The sequence below is a fragment of the Buttiauxella noackiae ATCC 51607 genome (assembly GCF_001654865.1).
Classification (GTDB): domain Bacteria; phylum Pseudomonadota; class Gammaproteobacteria; order Enterobacterales; family Enterobacteriaceae; genus Buttiauxella; species Buttiauxella noackiae.
In genome coordinates, this window is sequence record NZ_LXEO01000032.1 from 42,758 (window position 1) to 64,517 (window position 21,760).

The following is a 21,760-nucleotide window of genomic DNA, read 5'->3' on the forward strand; positions in this document are numbered from 1 at the left end:
CTTTATTGATTTACCTGGATTGATAAGCGGCAGCGCCATCCAACGGCATTCACGGATGGCACTCACGCTTATCCGACCTACAAAACCATGATTTCCATTGCTAGCCGTGTCGTTTCCCCTCCCTGCAGCAATACCAACCCCGGCTGCCCAGGCATGTTGTGGGCATTCACCGGGTGGCTTTGTGGCTCAAGGCAAATAAAGGGTTCGCCCGCCATACGGAACACCATCAAGTACGGCGTGGAACATTTTAGCTGCACCAGCAGGCCACCAGTTTCAATCAAAGCCAAACCGTTCCAACCGGAATAGCCAACATTCAGCCATTGGTTGTCCGGGATTTTCGCCGTGATGAAATTGGTTTGCGCCGTCAGTTGGTCACTCCACTCAAGAGGTAAGTGATTCTCTCCTTCAGGCCAGAAACCCGTTGCTCCAAACTGCACGCGTGTCGCGGGTGTGAGATGGAAAAAGGGATGAAAACCCAGCCCATAAACCATCGACTGACTCCCCCGGTGAGTGAGCTGAAGCTCAGCAATAAAACGCTTACCTTCCAGCCGGTAAATCAGCCGCGCGTGATAATCAAACCCGCACTCATGGCGACTATCCAGTGTCAAAACCACCTGCTTACCATCCTGGATTTCTACCTGCCAGCTTTTAAGCCAGCCGTCGCCATGGAGAAAAAACTGTTCATCGACAGGACTTTTCGGCAACGTGACCATTTCTCCGTGTAGCCGAAAGCAATTCCCGGCGACGCGGTTTGCCAGTGGTAGCATCGGGAATAGTGCTTTTTCACCTGCGTAAAGAATCGGTTGCTGGTGCTTTAACGAATCCAGGCTGAGGATTGCCGCCCCTTGCGGGGCGACGGTTAAACGTAAGTGTTCATTTTCGAGTTTCAGACTTTCCATAACTTAGTGCGCCGTTCTTTCTGCGCGGGCTTTTGCCGCTGCACCATGTTGCTCTGCCATACGTTTTTCCAGCGCTTCCAGGCTCACGCCTTTAGTTTCTGGAACGTAACGGCGCACATAGACAAAGCCTGCCGCACAAATCACGCCATACAACAGGAAGCTCCCCGCAGCCCCAAGACTGGCGTTCAATAACGGGAAGGTGTAGGTCAACAGGAAACAGGCAATCCATAACGCCAGAGTGCCTAAAGACATCGCCAGGCCACGCACACGGTTAGGGAAAATTTCTGACAGCAGAACCCAGGTAACAGGTGCCAACGTCAGGGCATAAATCGCAATCGCCGCCAGAACCAGAATTAACACCGGCAGCCCCATAATGCCGAGACCATATGCCGCACCAATTAATGCATAGATAATGGTCAGCCCCGCAGCACCAAACAACATCAGCTTACGACGGCCAATTTTATCCACCAGCGGCAGCGCGGCGAGGGTGAAGATAAGGTTAATCAAACCGGTGGCGACAATAGATTTCAGGGTGCTGTTGATATCAAACCCGGCGGAGGCAAAAATCTCCTGCGCATAGTTGAATATCACGTTAATCCCACACCACTGCTGGAATACCGCCAGCACCATACCAATGATAATGATTGGCTTAACCTGTGGCTGCCATAACGCGCCCCAGGAGACTTTTTGCGTGTCATTATTCAGCGTTTGCAAAATGTCATTCAGGGTGTCGTCGGCATATTTCTGGTTACCGATGCGTTTAAGCATCTGGTGAGCGCGTTCATTTTTCCCGGCACGCGCCAGCCACCGTGGCGATTCAGGCACAAAAAACATCAGCACTAAAAATGCCAGCGCCGGAACCAGTTCTGCACCGAACATCCAGCGCCAGCCGACCTGCCCGTTCCAGCTTTCAGTAATTTGCTGCATGGTCGCTGCGGTGCCAACCGGTTCGGCAATCAACAGGTTAATAAGCTGTGCTGCCAGCACGCCAATAACAATAGTTAATTGGTTGATAGCAACAAACTTGCCGCGTTTTTCTGCCGGACTCACTTCAGCGATATACATCGGGCTTAACGCTGATGCGAGACCAATCCCCACGCCACCGACGATGCGATAAACCACAAACATATCGAAGTTACTGGCCATCGCCGTACCCCAGGCCGATGCGGTAAACAGTATCGCCGACATGATAAGCGGTGTTTTGCGTCCAAACCGGTCAGCACACCAGCCGGAAATCAGCGCACCAAAAATACAACCCACCAATGCGGAACTCATCGCCCAGCCGGACTGAGCGGGATCGGTAATTGAAAAGTAAGCTTCGTAGAAGGGTTTGGCGCCGCCAATAACCACCCAGTCATATCCGAATAGCAAACCACCACAGGCGGCCACCAGACAGATAGTCCATACATACCCCATGCGTAGTTGTGTCTGCACAGTTTTCATTGTTATTCCTCGCTTTGTAGAGATACAGAGGAGGCGGGATTTATTTCCCGCCGTTTATTGTTATTTCGGCACTCAGGCAAACACGCCGCGCTGCATTGCCAGATGCAGCAAGTGCGCTTTGTCGTGAGCCGGATTTTGTGACAGTAAAGCTTTCAATGCTGCTTCGTACTCGGAGTGTTCCCCCAATCCCAGATGCCCAAGGGCTGCGACAAACAGGCAGTGTTGCTGGTGTGCAGCCTGACGGTCGGCATCCAGCGCGACCAAATCTGGCAGCGATACGGCAAAGAAATCAGGTTCAGATGGGTCATTAAAGTGGGCATCGGCCCAGTGAATAAAGCTACGGAATTGCTGTTGCGCCCGCTCTTTATCACCAATGCGTACCAGCGCCATGGCCTGGTAGAATAAGTAATCGACAGGTTGGTCGTTGTAATAACGCCCGGCTTCCAGAGTGGAGCCCCCTTTCAGCGCACGTTCGAAATAGAGCTGAGCACGTTCCGGCTGCTGGAGTTGTTGTGCACACCAGCCGAGCAGATACCAAATATCGTTATCGCTCTGGCCGACTAAACGCCCCTCACCCAAGTTTTCCGGGTAATTTAGCGCCTGCTGTAGCAACTCTTCTGCTTCACCAAACTGGTTATTGGCAATGCACTCCAGCGCACGGTATTGCAGGTTGATCAGATACTGTCCGGTGACTTTGCCTTCTCCACCTTCCCACGGGTGGAATTTTCGCAGTGCCAGGACTTGTGCCGCCGCATCGGTTTCACCGTGAATATTCCACAAACTCAACAATTCAGCGGTGAGGTCGTCGCGTTTAAGCACCACATCACGACGAGCTGCAAGATTCGCCAAACGTTGCCCGATAGCGCGCCCGTTAAGTTTTTGCAGGTAATCGAGTTCAAACAAGAAGCGGGCGTTATCAGGCTCAAGTTCAACCGCACGTTGCAGATAACTTTCGGCAAGGCTTACATCATGTGTTTTATTCCAGGCATGAATCCCCAACACACGTTGTACTGCAGCGAATTCCGGGAGTTGTTGTGCTGCAAATTGCCAGCAGGAAACAGCTTCGTTATATCGGCGCTTGCTGTACCAGAAACAACCAAGCAGATATTGCGCGAAGCCATCGTGCGGCAATCGCTGTAACATTTGCACTTCATCCAGAGTATTTGGGAAGCGAACTTTACGAGCAAAATTCTCCTGCGCCTGCTGAATGAAAACGTGTTGCTCAGTACGGTCAGTGGTTAACGCCGCATGCCATAAAAGCGGCATCGCTTCTTGTGAGTCAAGAATACTCAGCATCTCTTTCGCCGCCGAATCCTTGCCAAGGCTCACCAACCAACCGGCCAGTACACTGGCATTAACACCTCGTTTTCCGGTGACTCGCACCAGTTCAGCACGATCGGTTTCACTTTGCGTAATTGCACAGCGGGCGTAGTACAACACGTAACTAAGCGGGTATTCCTCTAGTTGCTGCGCAATCCAGGTCAGCGCATTTTGTGTTGCCCCTGTTCGATGTAAAACCAGTGCTTTTAGCCCCATCGCCAGATTATTGCTGGCGTTAAACTTGAGGCTTTGGTTCACAAACGCCAGTGATTGAACAACATCACCTTTACGCAGTGCCAGACGTGCCAGCGCGTAGAATGCAGCATCGCGGCAGTTACCGCTCCAGCTTGCTTTGAAGTAATCATCAAACGCGCCCTCGAAATGGCCCTGCCGTTCTTTTGCCGCTCCACGCAACATGCTGGCATCGCCATTTTGCGGGTTCTTATTCAGACGATGTGCGCGTTTCAATGCCGCATCCGCGTACTGTTCAGCAAGCTCCCAGTTGCCCCGGTTAAATTCAAGCTGGCCGAGTGCTACGTTGCAGCGGTAATCCTCGGGATCTAATGCCAGCGCTCGCTGGTAATAATCGAGTGCTGAGCGGCTGGCGTGGAGATATTGCTCCAGATGTTGCCCGATAAAATACAGCTCATCGCAATTGGTGAGGTCATGTGGTTTAGCGGGCACGCTGGCTGGCTGCGGCAGAGGTAAATCTTCAGGGACATGTTCGCAATAGCTGAGAATGATATTGCCCTGCGGATCGCGCAAATTTAACGTCAGACGTTGTGGCCAGTGGTTGCCGAATTTTTCCTGCCACGCCTGCGCGGGTTGTAATGAAAGAGCTGATTTCCAGAGTGTTTGGCCTGCGGCTTCAATGTCGAGTGTAAAATCAGGCAGAGGCGCAATAGCGTATACACCAAGGTGCAGCTCGCCGTTGTGGCGTTCCAGTTTAATTGCCGCCTGAGTGTTGGCGTTTTGCAAAGTGCCAAGCTGGCTATATGGCAGGAAGTTCTGCACGAAGACTTTTTCTTCGTAAGGAGCAATCCAGGTGAAATCTGGCTGATTATCGGTAAACACACCGGTCATCAGTTCAATATACGGGCCATTTTCATCGGTTAGATTGCGGTCCCAGGCCTGGCCGAAATCACAGTTTCCCCATGACCATTGTTTCTTACCCGGTGAAACATGGTGGTCCGCAATATGTAATAGACCGCCCTGCTCGCCATGATGGTAGGCACCCACAAAATCGTAATCTGATTTATCCGCCATATACGAAGTCGGCACCGGGATGTTTTTGTAGCGTGAGATATCCACACCAGCGGAATAATCAACTTTGTAGTAAGTACCGTGAGCAATCGGGAAGGCAGAAACATCGCGTTTACCATGATCGAATACCGCCGTGACATCTGGCGGGAATACGCTTTGGTGATCATCACCACCTTTTACCGCCGGGTTTGCCCACCACAGGAAATGACGCGGCGTGGCGTTGCCATTGAATACTTTTCCGGTGATTTCAATCAGCGCTTTTTCTGGATAGAGCGTAAAACCTGTCATCACTTGTAGGCCACGCATTGGCTCAACTTCACCGAGCCATACGGTTTGCGCGCCGTTGTCATGTTTCTGGAAAGTCACATCCACCGGCATGAAGGTGGTTGGCCGATGATGCTGCGGCCAGTTAAATTCGATACCACCGGAAATCCACGGCCCAACCAATCCAACCAAAGCGGGTTTCACCACTTCGTTGTAGTAAACAAAGTCACGCTCCATCACTTTGTCGTACGCACGATGAATTCGGCCACCCAACTCAGGCAATAACATTACGCGGATAAAGTCGTTCTCAATCCACACCGCGTTGTAATCACGCATCTCGCGAATACCAGTAAGTGTGTCGATAACTCCGTAAGGATAAACCGCACCGGAAGACCCCTGATAGACACGGTTTTCCAGAAACATCGGATTCGGATCTTCCGCACCGGTAGTCCAGGTGGGTAAAGCAATCGTCTCTTGCCAGACGCTAACGGCTCCGTACATTTCGCTTCTCCAGTAAACAAACAACAGTGAAATACGTTATGTTTGCAGTGTAGAGAACTCATTACGGCTTAGAGCGCTTAATGCTCACACAATAAAGTTAACGGAGTTTAGTGAAATGCATGATTCAGGGCTGAATAATCAACGCGTGCGCCAACTCAATCGCCAGACGATTATGAAACTGGTTTGGCAGCATAAGCGCCTAAGCAAATCACAGTTTGCGCAGTACACCGGGCTGTCCATTCCAGCGGTGAGTAAGATCCTTGAGGAGTTGGTGAGCGATGGGAAATTGAGCCATTCCAGTGAAAATCTCAGTAACCGAGGCATTAACAGCGGCAGTTATCAAATTCCACCTGATGGCGATTTCATTCTATGCATGAATGTCTCGCCCACAAGTATTGAAAGCCAACTGTGCGATGCACAGCTTTCACCGCAAGGGGAATTTGTACACATCCATGTGAATGCCACCACACCGCAGGCATTACTGGCCACTATTGAGAACATCTGGCGTAACCAACGCAAAATCTGGCCCAAAAAAGTCATCAATCTCGCTTTAGCTATTCATGGACAAGTCGATCCTGTGACAGGCGTTTCGCAAACCATGCCGCAGGCTCCGTGGCGTGAGCCGGTGGAAATTAAATATCTGCTCGAGGAAAAGCTTGGTGTAACGGTAAGAGTCGATAACGACTGTGTGATGCTAGCACTGGCAGAAAAATGGCAGAATCCAGCAAATCGCCAGGATTTCTGCGTGATAAATGTCGATTACGGGATTGGTTCATCGTTTGTAATCAACGGGCAGATTTATCGCGGCAGTTTGTATGGCAGTGGGCAAATCGGCCATACCATTGTGAACCCAGACGGCATGGCTTGTGACTGCGGGCGCTATGGTTGCCTGGAAACAGTAGCTTCGTTGAGCGCGTTAAAAAAGCAGGCACGCATATGGTTAAAATCACAGCCAGGAACGCCTAAGCTCGACCCTGAATCAATAACCTCAGCACAGCTTATTGCTGCCTGGCACGAAGGCGATGAACAGGTGTGCCGTTGGGTCGAAAGTGCCGCAAACGCCATTGGGCTGAGTCTGTACAACTTCCTCAATATCCTGAATATCAATCAGATTTTGTTTTATGGCAGAAGCTGTGCATTTGGTGAAAGCTGGCTTGCAACTATCGACAAGCAGATTGGATTTAATCCATTTGATCACGGCGACTCACTGAAGATGAACGCCACACAGATTAGTTTTGGGCAATTAAGCAGGCCACAGCAGGTCATGGGGATTGGGTATCTGTACGCAGAAGTTGCGTTAAACGAGATGTAATAACGTGCAGGCATAAAAAACCCCGGCAAGCCGGGGTTGAGTCAGACTTTATACTCGTTAGCATTCGAGTTGCAGGTAGGCGGTAAGTGAGCCCCCTGCAGCATGACGGGTATTACGCGTAAACAGGTAAGCGCGCGCAAATATCCAAAACTTTTTGCTTAGTGCGTTCAATGACCGCTTCGTCGTTGATGCTATCGAGTACATCACACATCCAGCCAGCCAGTTCACGAACATCAGCTTCGTTGAAGCCACGACGAGTTACCGCTGGCGTACCGATACGGATACCAGAAGTCACAAACGGGCTCTTCGGATCGTTTGGCACGCTGTTTTTGTTCACGGTGATGTTTGCGCGACCGAGGGCTGCATCAGCTTCTTTACCCGTCAGGTTTTTATCAACCAGATCCAGCAGGAACAGATGGTTGTCAGTACCGCCAGAAACCACTTTGTAACCGCGGTCCAGGAACACAGAAACCATTGCTTTTGCATTCTTAGCAACTTGCTGCTGATAAGTTTTGAACTCAGGTTCCATTGCTTCTTTCAGTGCAACAGCTTTGCCCGCGATGACATGCATCAGTGGGCCGCCCTGCGCGCCCGGGAATACAGCGGAGTTCAGTTTTTTGTACAGCTCTTCGCTGCCGCCTTTTGCGAGGATTAAACCACCGCGTGGGCCTGCCAGCGTTTTATGCGTAGTGGTTGTAACAACATGCGCATGTGGGACCGGGTTCGGGTAAACGCCCGCGGCAATCAGGCCCGCAACGTGTGCCATGTCCACGAACAGTTTCGCATCAACCATGTCTGCGATTTCACGCATTTTCGCCCAGTCAACCACGCCGGAATAAGCAGAGAAGCCGCCGATGATCATTTTCGGCTTATGAGCTTTAGCTTGTTTTTCCAGATCTGCATAGTCGATATGACCAGATTCATCGATACCGTAAGGAACGATGTTGTACAGCTTACCGGAGAAGTTTACCGGGGAGCCGTGAGTCAGGTGGCCGCCGTGTGCCAGGTTCATACCCAGAACAGTGTCGCCTGGTTCCAGCAGCGTGGTGTATACCGCGAAGTTAGCCTGGGAACCGGAGTGCGGCTGCACGTTAGCGTAATCAGCGCCAAACAGCTCTTTTGCACGGTCGATAGCCAGTTGCTCAACCACGTCAACGTATTCGCAGCCGCCGTAGTAACGTTTGCCAGGATAACCTTCAGCGTACTTGTTGGTTAACTGAGAACCCTGCGCCTGCATCACGCGCGGGCTGGTGTAGTTTTCGGAGGCGATCAGTTCAATGTGCTCTTCCTGACGTACTTTTTCTTGCTCCATAGCCTGCCATAAATCGGCATCATAATCGGCAATGTTCATTTCACGTTTTAACATTCGCTTCTCCTTCACTCAGCTAACAGCAAATATTTGCACAGCTTTACGGCCGCAATAAATACAACGGGCAACAGTGTAAACCGAAACGTTATCGTGTGATAGGTCTTGACATAGGTTTTTACGCAAACGATTGGCTTGGCGTCCTGCAAGGGTTTGAAGGGAAAAGTGGCAAGCTGTTTCAACGGATATTAATTCATCATCAACATGCAGAAATTTCACGTTATGTGAGCCGAATCGACTCAGTCAGTATCCATTTACACAGTAGTGCTTTTTTTTATTCTGATTATTTTATAAGATGCATTTAAAATACAACATTAACTTTAAACGTTAAAAATGGAGCTATCTCATGCTTGATGCACAAACCATCGCCGTTGTGAAATCCACCATTCCCCTGCTTGCAGCAACCGGCCCGAAACTTACCGCACACTTTTACGATCGCATGTTCAGCCATAATCCTGAGCTGAAAGAGATTTTCAATATGAGCAACCAGCGCAACGGCGATCAACGTGAAGCGCTGTTCAACGCTATCTGCGCATACGCCACCAATATCGAAAATCTGGCAGTGCTGTTGCCTGCGGTTGAGAAAATCGCGCAGAAGCACACCAGTTTCCAGATTAAACCTGATCAGTACGACATTGTCGGTGGCCATCTGTTAGCGACGCTTGATGAAATGTTCAGCCCAGGCCAGGAAGTGCTGGATGCGTGGGGCAAAGCGTACGGCGTTCTGGCGGGCGTGTTTATCAACCGTGAGGCAGAAATTTACCAGGATAACGCGGCGAAAAATGGCGGCTGGGAAGGGACACGCGCTTTCCGTATTGTGGCAAAAGAGCCGCAGAGCGCACTCATCACCAGTTTTGAATTTGCTCCGGTTGACGGTAAACCAGTCGCTGATTATCAGCCAGGCCAATACATTGGCGTGTGGCTGAAACCTGAAGGCTTCCCGCATCAGGAAATTCGCCAGTACTCACTGACCCGCAAGCCTGATGGCAAAACTTATCGCATTGCGGTTAAACGCGAAGATTTGGGCCAGGTTTCAAGCTGGTTACACAATCACGCACAAGTGGGCGATGAAGTGCATCTGGCTGCGCCTGCCGGTGATTTCTTTATGGAAGTGAACGCGCAAACGCCGGTTACGTTGATTTCAGCAGGTGTTGGCCAAACGCCGATGCTAGCAATGCTCGATACGCTGGCGAAAAATGCCCATAACGCACAGGTGAACTGGTTCCATGCGGCAGAACATGGTGACGTGCATGCATTTGCGGATGAAGTGAATCACTTGGGCGAACAGTTGCCACGCTTTGAGCGCCACGTATGGTATCGCGCACCATCCGAAAGCTGCCGTGCACAGGCGAAATTTGATAGCGAAGGTTTGATGGATTTACTGACTCTGGAAAGCAAAATCAGTGCGCCAGAGATGCAGTTTTATTTGTGTGGGCCGGTGAGCTTTATGCGTTTTGCGGCGGAGCAGTTAGTGAAGCTAGGCGTTGGGCAGGAGCGAATTAATTACGAATGCTTTGGCCCGCATAAAGTGATGTGATCAAAAAACACGGTGGATGTCGCTTTCGCTCATCCACCCTACTTCAGTGTTCATAAGTCGGATGAGCAAAAACGACATCCGACATTAAAAACACTTAAATCGCCGCGTCGTCTTCTTCGCCTGTACGAATACGCACCACACGCGCTACGTCAAAGACAAAGATTTTACCATCGCCGATTTTACCGGTTTGCGCAGTGCGGATAATGGTGTCCACGCAGGTATCAACGATGTCGTCGGTGACGACAATTTCAATTTTTACTTTTGGCAGGAAATCCACCATGTACTCAGCACCACGGTACAATTCGGTGTGCCCTTTCTGACGACCAAAACCTTTAACTTCAGTTACCGTCATGCCGGTGATACCAACTTCTGCCAGCGCTTCGCGCACGTCATCCAGTTTGAACGGTTTAATAATCGCATCAATTTTTTTCATGGTATTTCCGGTTCCCGCACAACTCTAGTGTGCTGCCTGGTTACAGTAATCGTGGTTTCAAATTACCACAAACTACTCTTTAAAGTCATTGGCATCGAGTTCATGCCTTGAGAGTAATTTGTAGAATTCAGTACGGTTACGCCCCGCGACGCGCGCGGCCTGGGTGACATTACCTTTGGTCATTTGCAGCAATTTGCGCAGATAGTTCAGCTCGAACTGGTTGCGTGCTTCAACGAAAGTAGGCAGCGCAGTATTCTCACCCTCGAGAGCCTGTTGGACCAGCGCTTCGCTGATAACGGGAGCTGATGTCAAAGCTACGCACTGTTCAATCACGTTAACCAACTGGCGTACGTTGCCCGGCCAACTTGCCGCCATCAGGCGTTTCATTGCATCGGTGGAAAAGCTGCGAACAAATGGCTTATGGCGATCGGCTGACTGGCGTAATAAATGATTCGCCAACAAAGGCACATCTTCTGCCCGTTCATGCAGAGCCGGGATCTTCAGGCTCACCACATTGAGGCGGTAAAACAGATCTTCGCGGAACTCGCCGCGCTCCATCGCTTTGGGTAAATCACGGTGGGTGGCGGAAAGAATACGCACATCGATATCGAGATCGCGGTTACTGCCTAGCGGACGCACTTTGCGCTCCTGCAATACGCGCAGTAATTTGACCTGCAAAGGAATCGGCATATCGCCAATTTCATCAAGGAATAACGTTCCGCCTTCTGCGGCCTGGAACAGCCCTTCTCTGCTGCTGACTGCACCGGTAAACGCGCCACGCGAATGGCCAAACAGTTCTGACTCCAGCAACTGCTCCGGCAGCGCACCACAGTTAATGGCGATAAATGCCTTCTTACTGCGCGGACTGGCGTTGTGAATAGCCTGCGCGAGGATCTCTTTGCCGGTCCCGCTTTGCCCGTTAATCAGCACGCTAACATCCGACTGAGCCACCATGCGCGCCTGATCCAACAAGCGCAGCATCGTTGGGCTGCGGGTAACAATAGTGTCGCGCCACATATCATCGCCGGCAGTGACCGTATGCTCGAGAGCATCGTCAATCGCCTTGTAGAGCGCGTCTTTATCAACTGGTTTAGTCAGGAAACTAAACACGCCTTGCTGTGTTGCGGCCACGGCATCCGGAATAGAACCGTGAGCGGTCAGAATGATAACCGGCATTCCCGGTTGTGCTTTCTGGATTTCGGCAAACAACGCCATGCCATCCATCTCATCCATCCGCAGATCGCTAATCACTAAGTCGATTTTTTCTCGCCCCAAGAGACGCAACCCTTCAGCACCACTTTCCGCGGTGGAAACGGTATAACCTTCACTGGTCAGGCGCATACCGAGAAGTTTAAGCAAGCCCGGATCGTCATCAACCAGCAGGAGTCTTGCAGGCTTACGTTGCGTCATGGTTTCGCCTCCTGCGCGGGTTTTGTATTGTCCGGCAACTCTGCACCGGCAGGTTTGCGGCTGGAAAGCTGGCGCTCAATGTCCGTCAGGTTTTCTAGTTTGCGAGTCGTCAGACTGAGCTGGCCTCTGAGACGTTGCTGTTGTTCACGCAACGTATCCAGTTCGTTGTCTGACGACTGTTGTAATTTGCTGTAGCGGGTACGTTCATCTGACAAAGCCAGCAACGACGCTTGCCCATCACGCCAGACCTGAAATAACGAGCGCACCTGTGAAGGTACTTCTGTCGTCATCGCATCCAGCTTAACCATGTAACGGCGGCGCTCGGTTGGGCTAATTTTGGCGTTCGCCAACAAAATTCCTCTTTTGAAGGTGTCGCGCCAACTATCAGATGGCCAGCGGCGTGCTTCAGCTCGCGCCTGAATAGGCGCTAAACGTTCTGCGCAGTCCATCGCCCGAAGCCAATACAGAGGGTTACTCATTGAGTCGTGGCTCTGGTTTTGCCAGATATCCTCACAATCCGTAGACAAGTAATCGGCCAGTTGCTGTTCCGGTTCTTCTGCTCGTTGTGGGTGTTTAACATCTTTCGGCACAGTATTCTGAACACAGCTCGCCAGTAGTAATGGCACAAGTAATGCGGACAGCGGGCGAATTGAAACTGGGCTACGTAGGCATGGAATTAAGCCGTTACGCAACACGTGAAAAATAGTCGCTTTCATTTTTTATTTGTTCTCGGGAAAGACAGGTAACTCGATACGGAAGCAGACATCTGCCGTTTCATCATCAATCAGGTGTAATTCGCCATACATACGACGTATACAATCCTGGGCGATACTTAATCCCAGGCCGCTACCTTTAACCGCACCTTTACGCTGGTGACTTCCCTGATAAAAAGGTTCAAAGATCATCTCTCGCTCCGCGGACGGAATAGGGTCGCCTGTATTACCCACATCAATATAAAGCAAGTGGTCGACCTGCAAGCTTCGTAGATAAATGGTACCGGATTCAGACCCATAGTGCACCGCATTGGAATAGAGATTATCCAGCACGCTCATTAACAACATCGGTTCCGCCAGGCAAGCAACCGGGCTAATATCACACTCGGTACGCATCATTTTAGCCCGTGCAGGCAAACTGTGAGAGGCGATAATGACATCCACCAGCGGTGCCAATTCAACTTTACCCATTTCGAGTGGCACATCCGCCAGTTTACGGTTGTAATCCAGTAACTGCTCAATCAATTTTTGTAAGTGGCGGCTACTGTTATCAAGGATTTCCACCACCTCTTTTTGGTCGTTGGTCAGCGGCCCAACAACCTGATCGGCAAGCAGTTCGGTACCTTCACGCATACTGGCAAGCGGTGTTTTTAACTCATGGGAAATATGGCGTAAAAATTCGTGACGCTGGGATTCAAGCCAGGAAAGGCGCTCGCTAAGCCAGACAATGCGCTGCCCAACAGAACGTAGTTCACGCGGCCCTTTAAACAACACCGAATTGCACAATGAACGCCCTTCGCCGAGTAAATTAATCATCTTCTCGATACCTTTCACCGGGCCGATAATCATGCGAGTAAAGATAATCACCAATGCAAAACTCAACAGGAATAATACCAGCGCCTGCCAGCCAAAGAACTGCCCGCGCTCGGCAATCTCTTGTTGAAGTTGCTGACCACGGGAAAACACCACCGCGCGGGTTGCTTGTACCATCTCAGCATTTTTGGCAGCGAAGTTTTCAAGATATGCAGCGGCAGCGGTGTCCGGGCCGCTATTTTTGCATTGTATGGTGGCAAGGTCGTTTAACGACTGGCGGAGATCTTTATAAAGATGGTTATCAGGCAAAACACCGGAATGTGCTTCGAGCATTTGCATGTAACGCTTACGCTGCCCCTGGTAGACCGTTTCAAGCGTTGCATCATCCAGCACACAATATTGGCGATAGCTACGTTCCATTTCCAGAGCAACGTTTGTCATGGCTTCGCTGCGGCGAGCATCAACCAGCGTGGTGCGATTCGTTAACGCAGCCTGATCGCTAAGTGCATTCAGGCTTTGCCAGGCTTGCCATGCCAGAACCAATAACGGAACCAGCACCAACAAAAAGGCCATCATGACGAGCTGACGTAAGGATCGCGGGAAAAAATGCCACTGGTTCAATAGACTTATCTCATTGGGATTCTGGATAATTTGATGCTAGCGGGGAATGGCGGGAGTTTAAAGTATTGAACTCACAAAGAACATTTATACCCAAGTTACTTCATGATGCAGGTAGGCGGCAATTGAGCAAATCCCGATAAACTTACTCAAGGACTTGAGGGGGACGGATATAAAAACAACAAAGGCAGAGAATAATCTCTGCCTTTGTTCTGGAATCAGGCGGTGCCTTACTCAACGTTTCGCCCGGAGCATGATAAAGCAGTACAAGACTGGCAATAATCAAAAGTCGGACGGCAGGCACCTTGAGTGCATCATTCGATGGTTTATGTAGCACAACCCTTGCGGGGGCTGACATAAGAAGGTGAATGAGCCACTGCGCAGTATTATGCATTATATGTGCCATATTTGCTACAAATTACACACAGCAATGTTTCCATTATGTTTATTTGCAATAACACACGTGAATAACGCAGACTGTTTTTTATACACACTGTCGCCTTTTAGCAACATCACAAGAGTATCATTTCTTGCACCTTTAAAATCAATAGGTTAAATGTCTCCATTTGGAGACAGTAAAAAAGTGTGGATGTCGGGTTTTAGTGACAAAAAAATCCCTGCCGGAGCAGGGATTCTATTAAGGCTTAGCCAAGTTGCTTACGCGCATTGCGGAAAATACGCATCCACGGGCTATCTTCGCCCCACTCGGCTGGGTGCCAGGAGTTACTGACAGTACGGAAAACACGCTCAGGGTGCGGCATCATAATGGTGACACGCCCGCTTTCGTTGGTGACCGCAGTGATACCGTTTGGTGAACCGTTCGGGTTCGCCGGGTAATTCTGTGTGACTTTACCGAAGTTATCGATAAAGCGCAGTGCCACCAGGCCTTTGCTTTCCAGCGCCGCCAGATGCGCCGCGTCACGCACTTCCACATGCCCTTCGCCGTGCGAAACCGCGATTGGCATATGCGAGCCGACCATGCCTTGCAACAGCAGCGATGGGCTTGAAGTGACTTCAACCAGGCTGAAACGTGCTTCAAAGCGATCAGAATGGTTGCGCACAAACCGCGGCCACAGGTCGCTGCCCGGAATCAGTTCACGCAGGTTCGACATCATCTGGCAACCGTTACACACACCTAATGCCAGGGTTTGCGGACGGTGGAAGAAGGTTTCGAACTCGTCACGTACGCGTGAGTTAAAGAGAATGGACTTCGCCCAACCTTCACCAGCACCCAGCACATCGCCATAAGAGAAGCCGCCACACGCCACCAGCGCCTGGAAATCTTCCAGACCACGGCGACCTGCCAGTAAATCACTCATATGCACGTCGATGGCATCAAAGCCAGCACGGTGGAAGGCGGCCGCCATTTCCACGTGGGAGTTAACACCCTGCTCGCGCAGTACAGCCACTTTAGGACGCGCACCTTTGGCGATAAACGGTGCCGCGATATCTTCTTTGATGTCGAAGCTGAGCTTAACGTTCAGGCCAGGATCGTTGTCATTGGCTTTCGCATCATGCTCTTGATCTGCACATTCCGGGTTATCACGCAGGCGCTGCATCTGCCATGTGGTTTCTGCCCACCACATGCGAAGCGTGGTGCGACTTTCGCTAAACACAGCGTGCTTATCAGCGGTCAGCGTGAAACGGTCACCCACAACAGCTTTACCGAGGAAGTGAACGCAATCTGCCAGGCCGTGATCTGCCAGCGTTTTCTCAACCGCTTCGCGATCTGCCGCTTTCACCTGGATTACAGCACCTAACTCTTCATTAAAGAGTGCCGCCAGGTGGTCGCGACCTAACGTTGCGATATCCGCTTCCACGCCACAGTGACCGGCGAACGCCATCTCTGCCAGCATGACCAACAGACCACCGTCAGAACGGTCGTGGTAAGCCAGCAGTTTCTGCTCGGCCACCAGCGCCTGAATCGCGTTAAAGAAGCCTTTCAGTTGTTCGGCACTACGAACGTCCGCAGGCTTGTCTCCCAGTTGGCGGTAAACCTGAGACAGCGCCGTGGCGCCCAGCGCGTTGTGGCCTGCGCCTAAATCGATAAGCAACAGGGCGTTATCTTCAGTTTGCAGCTGTGGCGTAACGGTGCGGCGAACATCTTCAACACGGGCAAATGCGGTGATAACCAGCGATAACGGAGAGGTCATCTCGCGCTGCTCGGTGCCCTCCTGCCAGCGGGTTTTCATCGACATGGAGTCTTTGCCGACCGGAATGGTCAGGCCTAGCGTTGGGCAAAGTTCTTCACCGACAGCTTTTACCGCTTCATAAAGACCTGCGTCTTCACCAGGGTGGCCTGCGGCGGACATCCAGTTTGCCGAGAGTTTAATACGGTTGAGTGCGCCAATTTGCGTAGCCGCAATATTGGTCAATGCTTCACCGACCGCCAGGCGACCTGATGCCGCGAAGTCCAGCAAGGCGACTGGTGCGCGTTCGCCAAGCGACATCGCTTCACCGTAGTAGCTATCAAGGCTTGCGGTGGTGACCGCACAGTTGGCAACCGGGATCTGCCATGGGCCAACCATCTGGTCACGGGCAACCATGCCGGTAACCGAACGGTCACCAATGGTCACAAGGAAGGTTTTTTCTGCAACCGTTGGCAAATGCAGCACACGGTTTACCGCATCAGCAATCGTGATATTGCGGCAATCCAGCGCATCGCCCTTCGCTTTCAGGGTTTCAACGTTACGTTCCATTTTCGGCGTTTTGCCGAGCAGCACGTCCAGCGGCATATCAATCGGCTGGTTGTCGAAATGGCTGTCGTTAAGCGTCAGGTGTTTTTCTTCGGTGGCTTCACCGATAACGGCATATGGCGCACGTTCACGGCGGCACAGTTCGTCAAATAGCGGCAACTGGTCTGGAGCAACGGCCAGAACATAACGTTCCTGGGATTCGTTACACCACACTTCTAACGGGCTCATACCCGGTTCATCATTCAGAATATCACGTAGTTCGAAACGGCCACCGCGGCCGCCGTCGCTCACCAGCTCAGGCATGGCGTTGGAAAGACCGCCTGCGCCCACATCGTGAATAAACAAAATCGGGTTGGCATCGCCCAGTTCCCAGCAGCGGTCGATAACTTCCTGGCAACGGCGTTCCATTTCTGGGTTATCACGCTGTACGGAAGCAAAGTCCAGATCTGCGTCAGACTGACCGGATGCCATGGAAGATGCCGCACCGCCACCCAGACCAATATTCATTGATGGGCCACCGAGCACGATAAGTTTCGCGCCCACGGTAATTTCGCCTTTTTGAACGTGGTCGGCACGAATGTTACCAATGCCACCGGCCAGCATGATTGGCTTGTGGTAACCGCGTAACTCTTCGCCGTTATGGCTATTCACTTTCTCTTCGTATGTACGGAAGTAACCAGTCAACGCCGGGCGACCGAATTCGTTGTTAAACGCCGCACCACCCAGAGGGCCATCGGTCATGATGTCGAGGGCGGTTACGATACGATCGGGTTTGCCGAAATCTTCTTCCCACGGCTGTTCAAAACCAGGGATGCGCAGGTTTGAAACCGAGAAACCAACCAGGCCTGCTTTCGGTTTGGCACCACGGCCCGTCGCACCTTCATCACGGATTTCACCGCCAGAGCCGGTTGCAGCCCCCGGCCATGGGGAAATAGCAGTTGGGTGGTTGTGAGTTTCAACTTTCATCAGGATATGCGCTTCCTCCTGGTGATAGTCGTAGCGACCTGCTTCATGGTCAGCAAAGAAGCGTCCTACCGAGGAGCCTTCCATCACAGCGGCATTATCTTTATAAGCAGATAACACGTAATCAGGCGTTTTCTCGAAGGTGTTTTTAATCATTTTGAACAGCGATTTAGGCTGCTCTACGCCGTCGATAATCCAGTCGGCATTAAAAATTTTGTGGCGGCAATGTTCGGAGTTCGCCTGCGCGAACATATACAGCTCAATATCGTTCGGGTTGCGCCCCAGTTTAGTGAACGCATCCTGCAAGTAGTCGATTTCATCTTCTGCCAAAGCCAGTCCTAAACGGATGTTGGCTTCAACCAGCGCTTCGCGACCTTGCGTGAGCAGGTCAACACTTTGCACCGGAGCCGGCGTGTGATGAGAGAACAACTGCTGTGCATCATCAAGCGCACCAAATACGCTTTCCATCATGCGGTCATGTAGCAATGTGGCAACTTCGTGGCGTTGTGCGTCAGTCAGTTGGCTTGCCGTCACGTAATACGCCACACCACGTTCCAGGCGCTTAACTTTGGCCAGATCGCAGTTATGGGCAATATCGGTAGCTTTAGAGGACCAGGGGGAGATGGTACCAGGACGCGGCGTGACCAGAATCAGGTGGCCTGTCGGGGCGTGGTCGGCAAGGGTTGGACCATATTTCAACAACCGTTGCAGACGGGCGTGCTCATCAGAGTCGAGCTGCGCGTCGAGATCGGCAAAGTGAACATACTCGGCATAAATGTCGCTGACCGGAAGGTTGGCGTCATTAAAGCGGGCCAGTAATTTGTTAATACGAAATGCCGATAAAGCGGGCGAACCACGCAGAATTTCCATCATCAAAGATCTCTCGTCTTCGAAACGCCAGGGGGACGCTTCAGTGGGCGCAAGGGGAAAACGGGCGCCATTATAGATAATCCATCGCCGTGACGAAACCGTTTGCGTATAAATAAGTGGATTACTTTTTATTGTTTAAAATTCAGCCAGAAATGTTGAATAAGTTGCGCAGTGGCGTTTTGTTAAGCAAAATGCGCCACACCTTTTTGTGCAACCTCAACTTTTGAAGCCTGTTGTTAGCGAAGACTCGACGCACCGCAGAAGATTAACTATTTGAAAAGATTTAAGATTAATTATCTGCTCATCGGTGCCGTAACCGTGTTGCTGGCAGTGGCGCTCTGGCCCTCCATACCCTGGTTCGGACAAACCGAAAACCGTATCGCCGCTATTCAATCGCGGGGGGTTTTACGCGTCAGTACGATTCAGTCGCCTTTGACCTACACCCTATATCAGGGAAAGAAGATCGGCCTGGATTACGAACTGGCCCAGCAGTTTGCTGATTATCTTGGCGTAAAGCTGGAAGTGACCGTTCGCCCCAATATCCAGGAGCTGTTTGATGACATTGATAATGATAATGCCGATGTGATTGCAGCAGGCCTGGTTTACAACACGCAACGTAGCCAACGTTACCAGGCCGGACCGAGCTACTACTCCGTTTCCCAGCAGATGGTTTATCGCATCGGGAGTTTCCGTCCGCGCTCTTTGGCGGACGTTAAAGAAAATCAGCTAGTTCTCTCACCCGGCGTTACGTCACTTAATGCGTTGAACAAGCTGAAAGCAGAAAAATTCCCGGATTTAAGCTGGCAAGTTGATGAGCAACACAGCAGCACTGAACTGATGCAAAAAGTGGTTGATGGAGAGATTGCCTTTACTATTGCGGACTCTGTTGCCATCAGCACCTTCCAACGCGTTCATCCGCAGCTTGCTGTCGCTCTGGATGTGACCGACGAACAGCCTGTTACGTGGTTTAGCGCGTTGGATAACGATGATAGCCTTTCCGCGGCTCTTCTCGATTTCTATAACCGCCTTAACAGCGATGGCACCTTTGCGCGTCTTGAAGAAAAATATCTCGGCCACGTTGGGGATTTTGACTACGTAGATACCCGTACCTTCCTGAAAGCGGTTGATACCGTGCTACCAACGCTTCAGCCGTTATTCGAAAAATATGCCACTGAAATAGACTGGCGTTTGCTGGCGGCGATTTCGTATCAGGAATCGCACTGGGATGATCAGGCCACTTCACCCACTGGCGTTCGCGGGCTCATGATGCTGACCAAAAATACCGCGCAAAGTCTCGGTGTTTCTGACCGGTTAGACCCAGAGCAAAGCATTGAAGGGGGGAGTCGTTATCTGAAAGATATGATGTCAAAAGTCCCTGAGAGCGTGCCAGAGGATGAGCGTATTTGGTTTGCTCTGACGGCCTATAACATGGGGTATGCCCATATGCTTGATGCCCGTCAGCTTACAGCGAAACAGAAAGGTAATCCGGACAGTTGGGCAGATGTAAAAACTCGGCTACCTTTGCTGAGTCAAAAACAGTATTACAGCAAAACCACTTATGGTTACGCCCGTGGCCATGAGGCTTATGCCTATGTAGAAAATATCCGTAAGTATCACATTAGCCTTGCGGGATATTTACTTGAAAAAGAGAAGCAGGCGGCGCAAGAAGAAAAATATGCCGAAGCTTACCCAGCTGTAGCTCCTGTAGAGCTTGCTACTCCAGGCTACGGGCCTTTTCCTTTAGGGCCTTTTTCTCAAGACGGCGGGCTCGAAAAAAATCACTTAACATTGCCGAGCACTCTTCTGCCAGTACGTCCTCAGTCACCGTAACCTTGTGACTCATCCCAGGATGGCCCGAAACATCCATTAGCGAAGCAATCATATTCTACTGATGCAGTGCCCATCGAGGCACAAGTAAAGAAAAAATGGACAACCCTAAACGGAGTTGTCCATTTTATTTCTGATGAGAGCTTTCCATCATAAGTCATAGTAATACAAATGAAATATGCTCTCAGACACGATGCCTTATATCAGGCATCGGTCGATTAGAGAGTTAATCACACACCAAGACGATCGCGCAGTTTGTAGTAGGCCGCCCCCATCGCGGTGAACGGGATACGCAGGCTGCGACCACCAGGGAATGGGTAATGCGGCAGGTTGGCAAACGCATCGAAACGCTCAGCATCACCGCGCAGAAGTTCGGAGATCAAACGCCCCGCCAGATGCGTACAGGTCACGCCGTGTCCGCTGTAGCCCTGCATATAATAGATGTTGTTATCCAGGCGGCCAAACTGTGGCATCCGTGAAAGAGTCAACAGGAAGTTGCCGGTCCAGCTGTAATCGATTTTCACGCCCTTTAGTTGCGGGAAAGTTTTCAGTAGGTTGGGCATTACCAGACGTTCAATATCCGCAGGGTCTCGAGCGCCGTATACCACCCCGCCGCCATAGAGCAGACGGTTATCGCCAGTCAGACGGTAGTAGTCCAGCAAGTAGTTACAGTCTTCCACACAGTAATTTTTCGGAATCAGTGAGCGGGCTACGTCTTCACCCAGTGGTTCGGTGGTCAGCACCTGGGTACCACACGGCATACTGCGTTTTGCCAGTTCCGGCTCGAGCTTATCGCCGAGATAAGCGTTACCCGCCACAATGACATAACGTGCCGTGACCTGGCCTTTTGCGGTGCTGACAACTGCCGGGCTGGTGTGCTGGATGTTAGTTACCGGTGACAGTTCATAGACGCGGCCGCCGTTAAGGCGAATGGCATTGGCTTCGCCGATAGCCAGATTCAGCGGGTGAATATGGCCGCCGCTATGGTCGAGCAAGGCGCCAACATAACGGTCGCTGTCCACTTCACGGCGTAGCTCATCGGTATCCAGCAGCTCCAGATGGGTGTTGCCGTAACGCTCCCAGTTAGCTTTTTGTTCTTCCAGGGTTTCCATCTGCTTGCGGTTCATGGCGACAAACAATCCGCCGGGACGGTAGTCACAGTCAATCTGGTAGCGTTTGATGCGTTCGCGAATGATCTCCCCGCCTTCAAACATCATGCCGCCAAGCATTCTTGCAGCGTCCGGGCCGTAAGTGCGTTCGATGACGTCGATGTCACGGCTGTAGGAGTTAACGAGCTGGCCGCCGTTACGCCCGCTTGCGCCAAAGCCGATGCGTGCCGACTCAAGCAGCACTACGTCATAACCCATTTCCGACAGATGAAGTGCTGAGGAAAGTCCGGTGTAACCTCCTCCGACGATACACACATCGCAGGAAACGGATTCTTCAAGCTGTGGAAACGGCTCATACTGATTAGCGCTGGCGGCGTAATAGCTGGTGGTATGTTCAGACATG

Annotated in this window: 12 protein-coding genes and 2 pseudogenes; 3 read left to right on the top strand and 11 right to left on the bottom strand. The window is 51.3% G+C overall.

Translation table 11 applies throughout. The annotated features are described in order from the left end of the window. Window positions 1–77: 77 nt before the first annotated feature. From M979_RS12090 to M979_RS12100, 3 genes are all read right to left on the bottom strand, one after another. On the bottom strand, window positions 78–899 hold the full coding sequence (locus tag M979_RS12090; protein ID WP_064555072.1) for an aldose 1-epimerase: 822 nt from the start codon (window positions 897–899) through the stop codon (window positions 78–80). Window positions 900–902: 3 nt separating this feature from the next. After that, window positions 903–2,342 carry a sugar porter family MFS transporter gene (locus M979_RS12095; protein ID WP_034459237.1) on the bottom strand — a complete coding sequence of 480 codons (1,440 nt, stop codon included), beginning with the start codon at window positions 2,340–2,342 and terminating at the stop codon, window positions 903–905. A 72-nt stretch (window positions 2,343–2,414) separates the two neighbouring features. Next, complete coding sequence (locus tag M979_RS12100) at window positions 2,415–5,690, bottom strand: DUF5107 domain-containing protein (protein ID WP_064555073.1); 3,276 nt, start codon at window positions 5,688–5,690, stop codon at window positions 2,415–2,417. Between the two features lie 115 nt (window positions 5,691–5,805). Here M979_RS12100 and M979_RS12105 point away from each other — a divergent pair, with 115 nt between their 5' ends. Further along, window positions 5,806–7,002, top strand: coding sequence for an ROK family protein (locus tag M979_RS12105; RefSeq protein ID WP_034459243.1), 1,197 nt, complete (start codon window positions 5,806–5,808; stop codon window positions 7,000–7,002). A 112-nt stretch (window positions 7,003–7,114) separates the two neighbouring features. Here M979_RS12105 and glyA read toward each other — a convergent pair whose 3' ends face one another. Continuing rightward, window positions 7,115–8,368, bottom strand: coding sequence for a serine hydroxymethyltransferase (gene glyA, locus M979_RS12110; RefSeq protein ID WP_034459245.1), 1,254 nt, complete (start codon window positions 8,366–8,368; stop codon window positions 7,115–7,117). Between the two features lie 346 nt (window positions 8,369–8,714). Here glyA and hmpA point away from each other — a divergent pair, with 346 nt between their 5' ends. Further along, window positions 8,715–9,905: an NO-inducible flavohemoprotein gene (gene hmpA / locus M979_RS12115; RefSeq protein ID WP_064555074.1), complete on the top strand. Its 1,191-nt coding sequence runs from the start codon at window positions 8,715–8,717 to the stop codon at window positions 9,903–9,905. A 94-nt stretch (window positions 9,906–9,999) separates the two neighbouring features. Here hmpA and glnB read toward each other — a convergent pair whose 3' ends face one another. From glnB to purL, 5 genes are all read right to left on the bottom strand, one after another. Further along, a complete protein-coding gene (gene glnB / locus M979_RS12120; RefSeq protein ID WP_002438074.1) occupies window positions 10,000–10,338 on the bottom strand; it encodes a nitrogen regulatory protein P-II in 339 nt (112 codons plus the stop codon). A gap of 72 nt (window positions 10,339–10,410) precedes the next feature. Then, window positions 10,411–11,748, bottom strand: coding sequence for a two-component system response regulator GlrR (glrR, locus tag M979_RS12125; protein ID WP_034459251.1), 1,338 nt, complete (start codon window positions 11,746–11,748; stop codon window positions 10,411–10,413). Further along, window positions 11,745–12,464, bottom strand: coding sequence for a two-component system QseEF-associated lipoprotein QseG (qseG, locus tag M979_RS12130; RefSeq protein ID WP_034459254.1), 720 nt, complete (start codon window positions 12,462–12,464; stop codon window positions 11,745–11,747). The genes glrR and qseG overlap by 4 nt, the downstream gene beginning before the upstream one ends. Window positions 12,465–12,467: 3 nt before the next feature. Continuing rightward, on the bottom strand, window positions 12,468–13,850 hold the full coding sequence (locus tag M979_RS12135) for a sensor histidine kinase (protein ID WP_157093241.1): 1,383 nt from the start codon (window positions 13,848–13,850) through the stop codon (window positions 12,468–12,470). 686 nt (window positions 13,851–14,536) lie between these two features. Next, the gene (purL, locus tag M979_RS12145) at window positions 14,537–18,424 is read right to left on the bottom strand and encodes a phosphoribosylformylglycinamidine synthase (protein ID WP_064555077.1); all 3,888 of its coding nucleotides are present in this window, start codon (window positions 18,422–18,424) and stop codon (window positions 14,537–14,539) included. 270 nt (window positions 18,425–18,694) lie between these two features. Here purL and mltF point away from each other — a divergent pair. Further along, a pseudogene (gene mltF / locus M979_RS12150) lies at window positions 18,695–20,084 on the top strand (membrane-bound lytic murein transglycosylase MltF); the annotation flags it as partial. Window positions 20,085–20,135: 51 nt separating this feature from the next. On the opposite strand, the pseudogene M979_RS23815 reads toward mltF, so the two are convergent. Further along, window positions 20,136–20,294 (bottom strand): annotated as a pseudogene (locus tag M979_RS23815) (tRNA adenosine(34) deaminase TadA); the annotation flags it as partial. Between the two features lie 184 nt (window positions 20,295–20,478). Next, window positions 20,479–21,759, bottom strand: a complete 1,281-nt coding sequence (locus M979_RS12155) for an NAD(P)/FAD-dependent oxidoreductase (protein ID WP_064555079.1) — start codon at window positions 21,757–21,759, stop codon at window positions 20,479–20,481. Between the last annotated feature and the right edge of the window lies 1 nt (window position 21,760).

Bases quoted from the DNA above. Each gene is read 5' to 3' on its own strand.
- M979_RS12090 (WP_064555072.1), bottom strand. From the start codon at position 899: ATGGAAAGTCTGAAACTCGAAAATGAACACTTACGTTTAACCGTCGCC.
- M979_RS12095 (WP_034459237.1), bottom strand. From the start codon at position 2,342: ATGAAAACTGTGCAGACACAACTACGCATGGGGTATGTATGGACTATC.
- M979_RS12100 (WP_064555073.1), bottom strand. From the start codon at position 5,690: ATGTACGGAGCCGTTAGCGTCTGGCAAGAGACGATTGCTTTACCCACC.
- M979_RS12105 (WP_034459243.1), top strand. From the start codon at position 5,806: ATGCATGATTCAGGGCTGAATAATCAACGCGTGCGCCAACTCAATCGC.
- glyA (WP_034459245.1), bottom strand. From the start codon at position 8,368: ATGTTAAAACGTGAAATGAACATTGCCGATTATGATGCCGATTTATGG.
- hmpA (WP_064555074.1), top strand. From the start codon at position 8,715: ATGCTTGATGCACAAACCATCGCCGTTGTGAAATCCACCATTCCCCTG.
- glnB (WP_002438074.1), bottom strand. From the start codon at position 10,338: ATGAAAAAAATTGATGCGATTATTAAACCGTTCAAACTGGATGACGTG.
- glrR (WP_034459251.1), bottom strand. From the start codon at position 11,748: ATGACGCAACGTAAGCCTGCAAGACTCCTGCTGGTTGATGACGATCCG.
- qseG (WP_034459254.1), bottom strand. From the start codon at position 12,464: ATGAAAGCGACTATTTTTCACGTGTTGCGTAACGGCTTAATTCCATGC.
- M979_RS12135 (WP_157093241.1), bottom strand. From the start codon at position 13,850: ATGATGGCCTTTTTGTTGGTGCTGGTTCCGTTATTGGTTCTGGCATGG.
- purL (WP_064555077.1), bottom strand. From the start codon at position 18,424: ATGATGGAAATTCTGCGTGGTTCGCCCGCTTTATCGGCATTTCGTATT.
- M979_RS12155 (WP_064555079.1), bottom strand. From the start codon at position 21,759: ATGTCTGAACATACCACCAGCTATTACGCCGCCAGCGCTAATCAGTAT.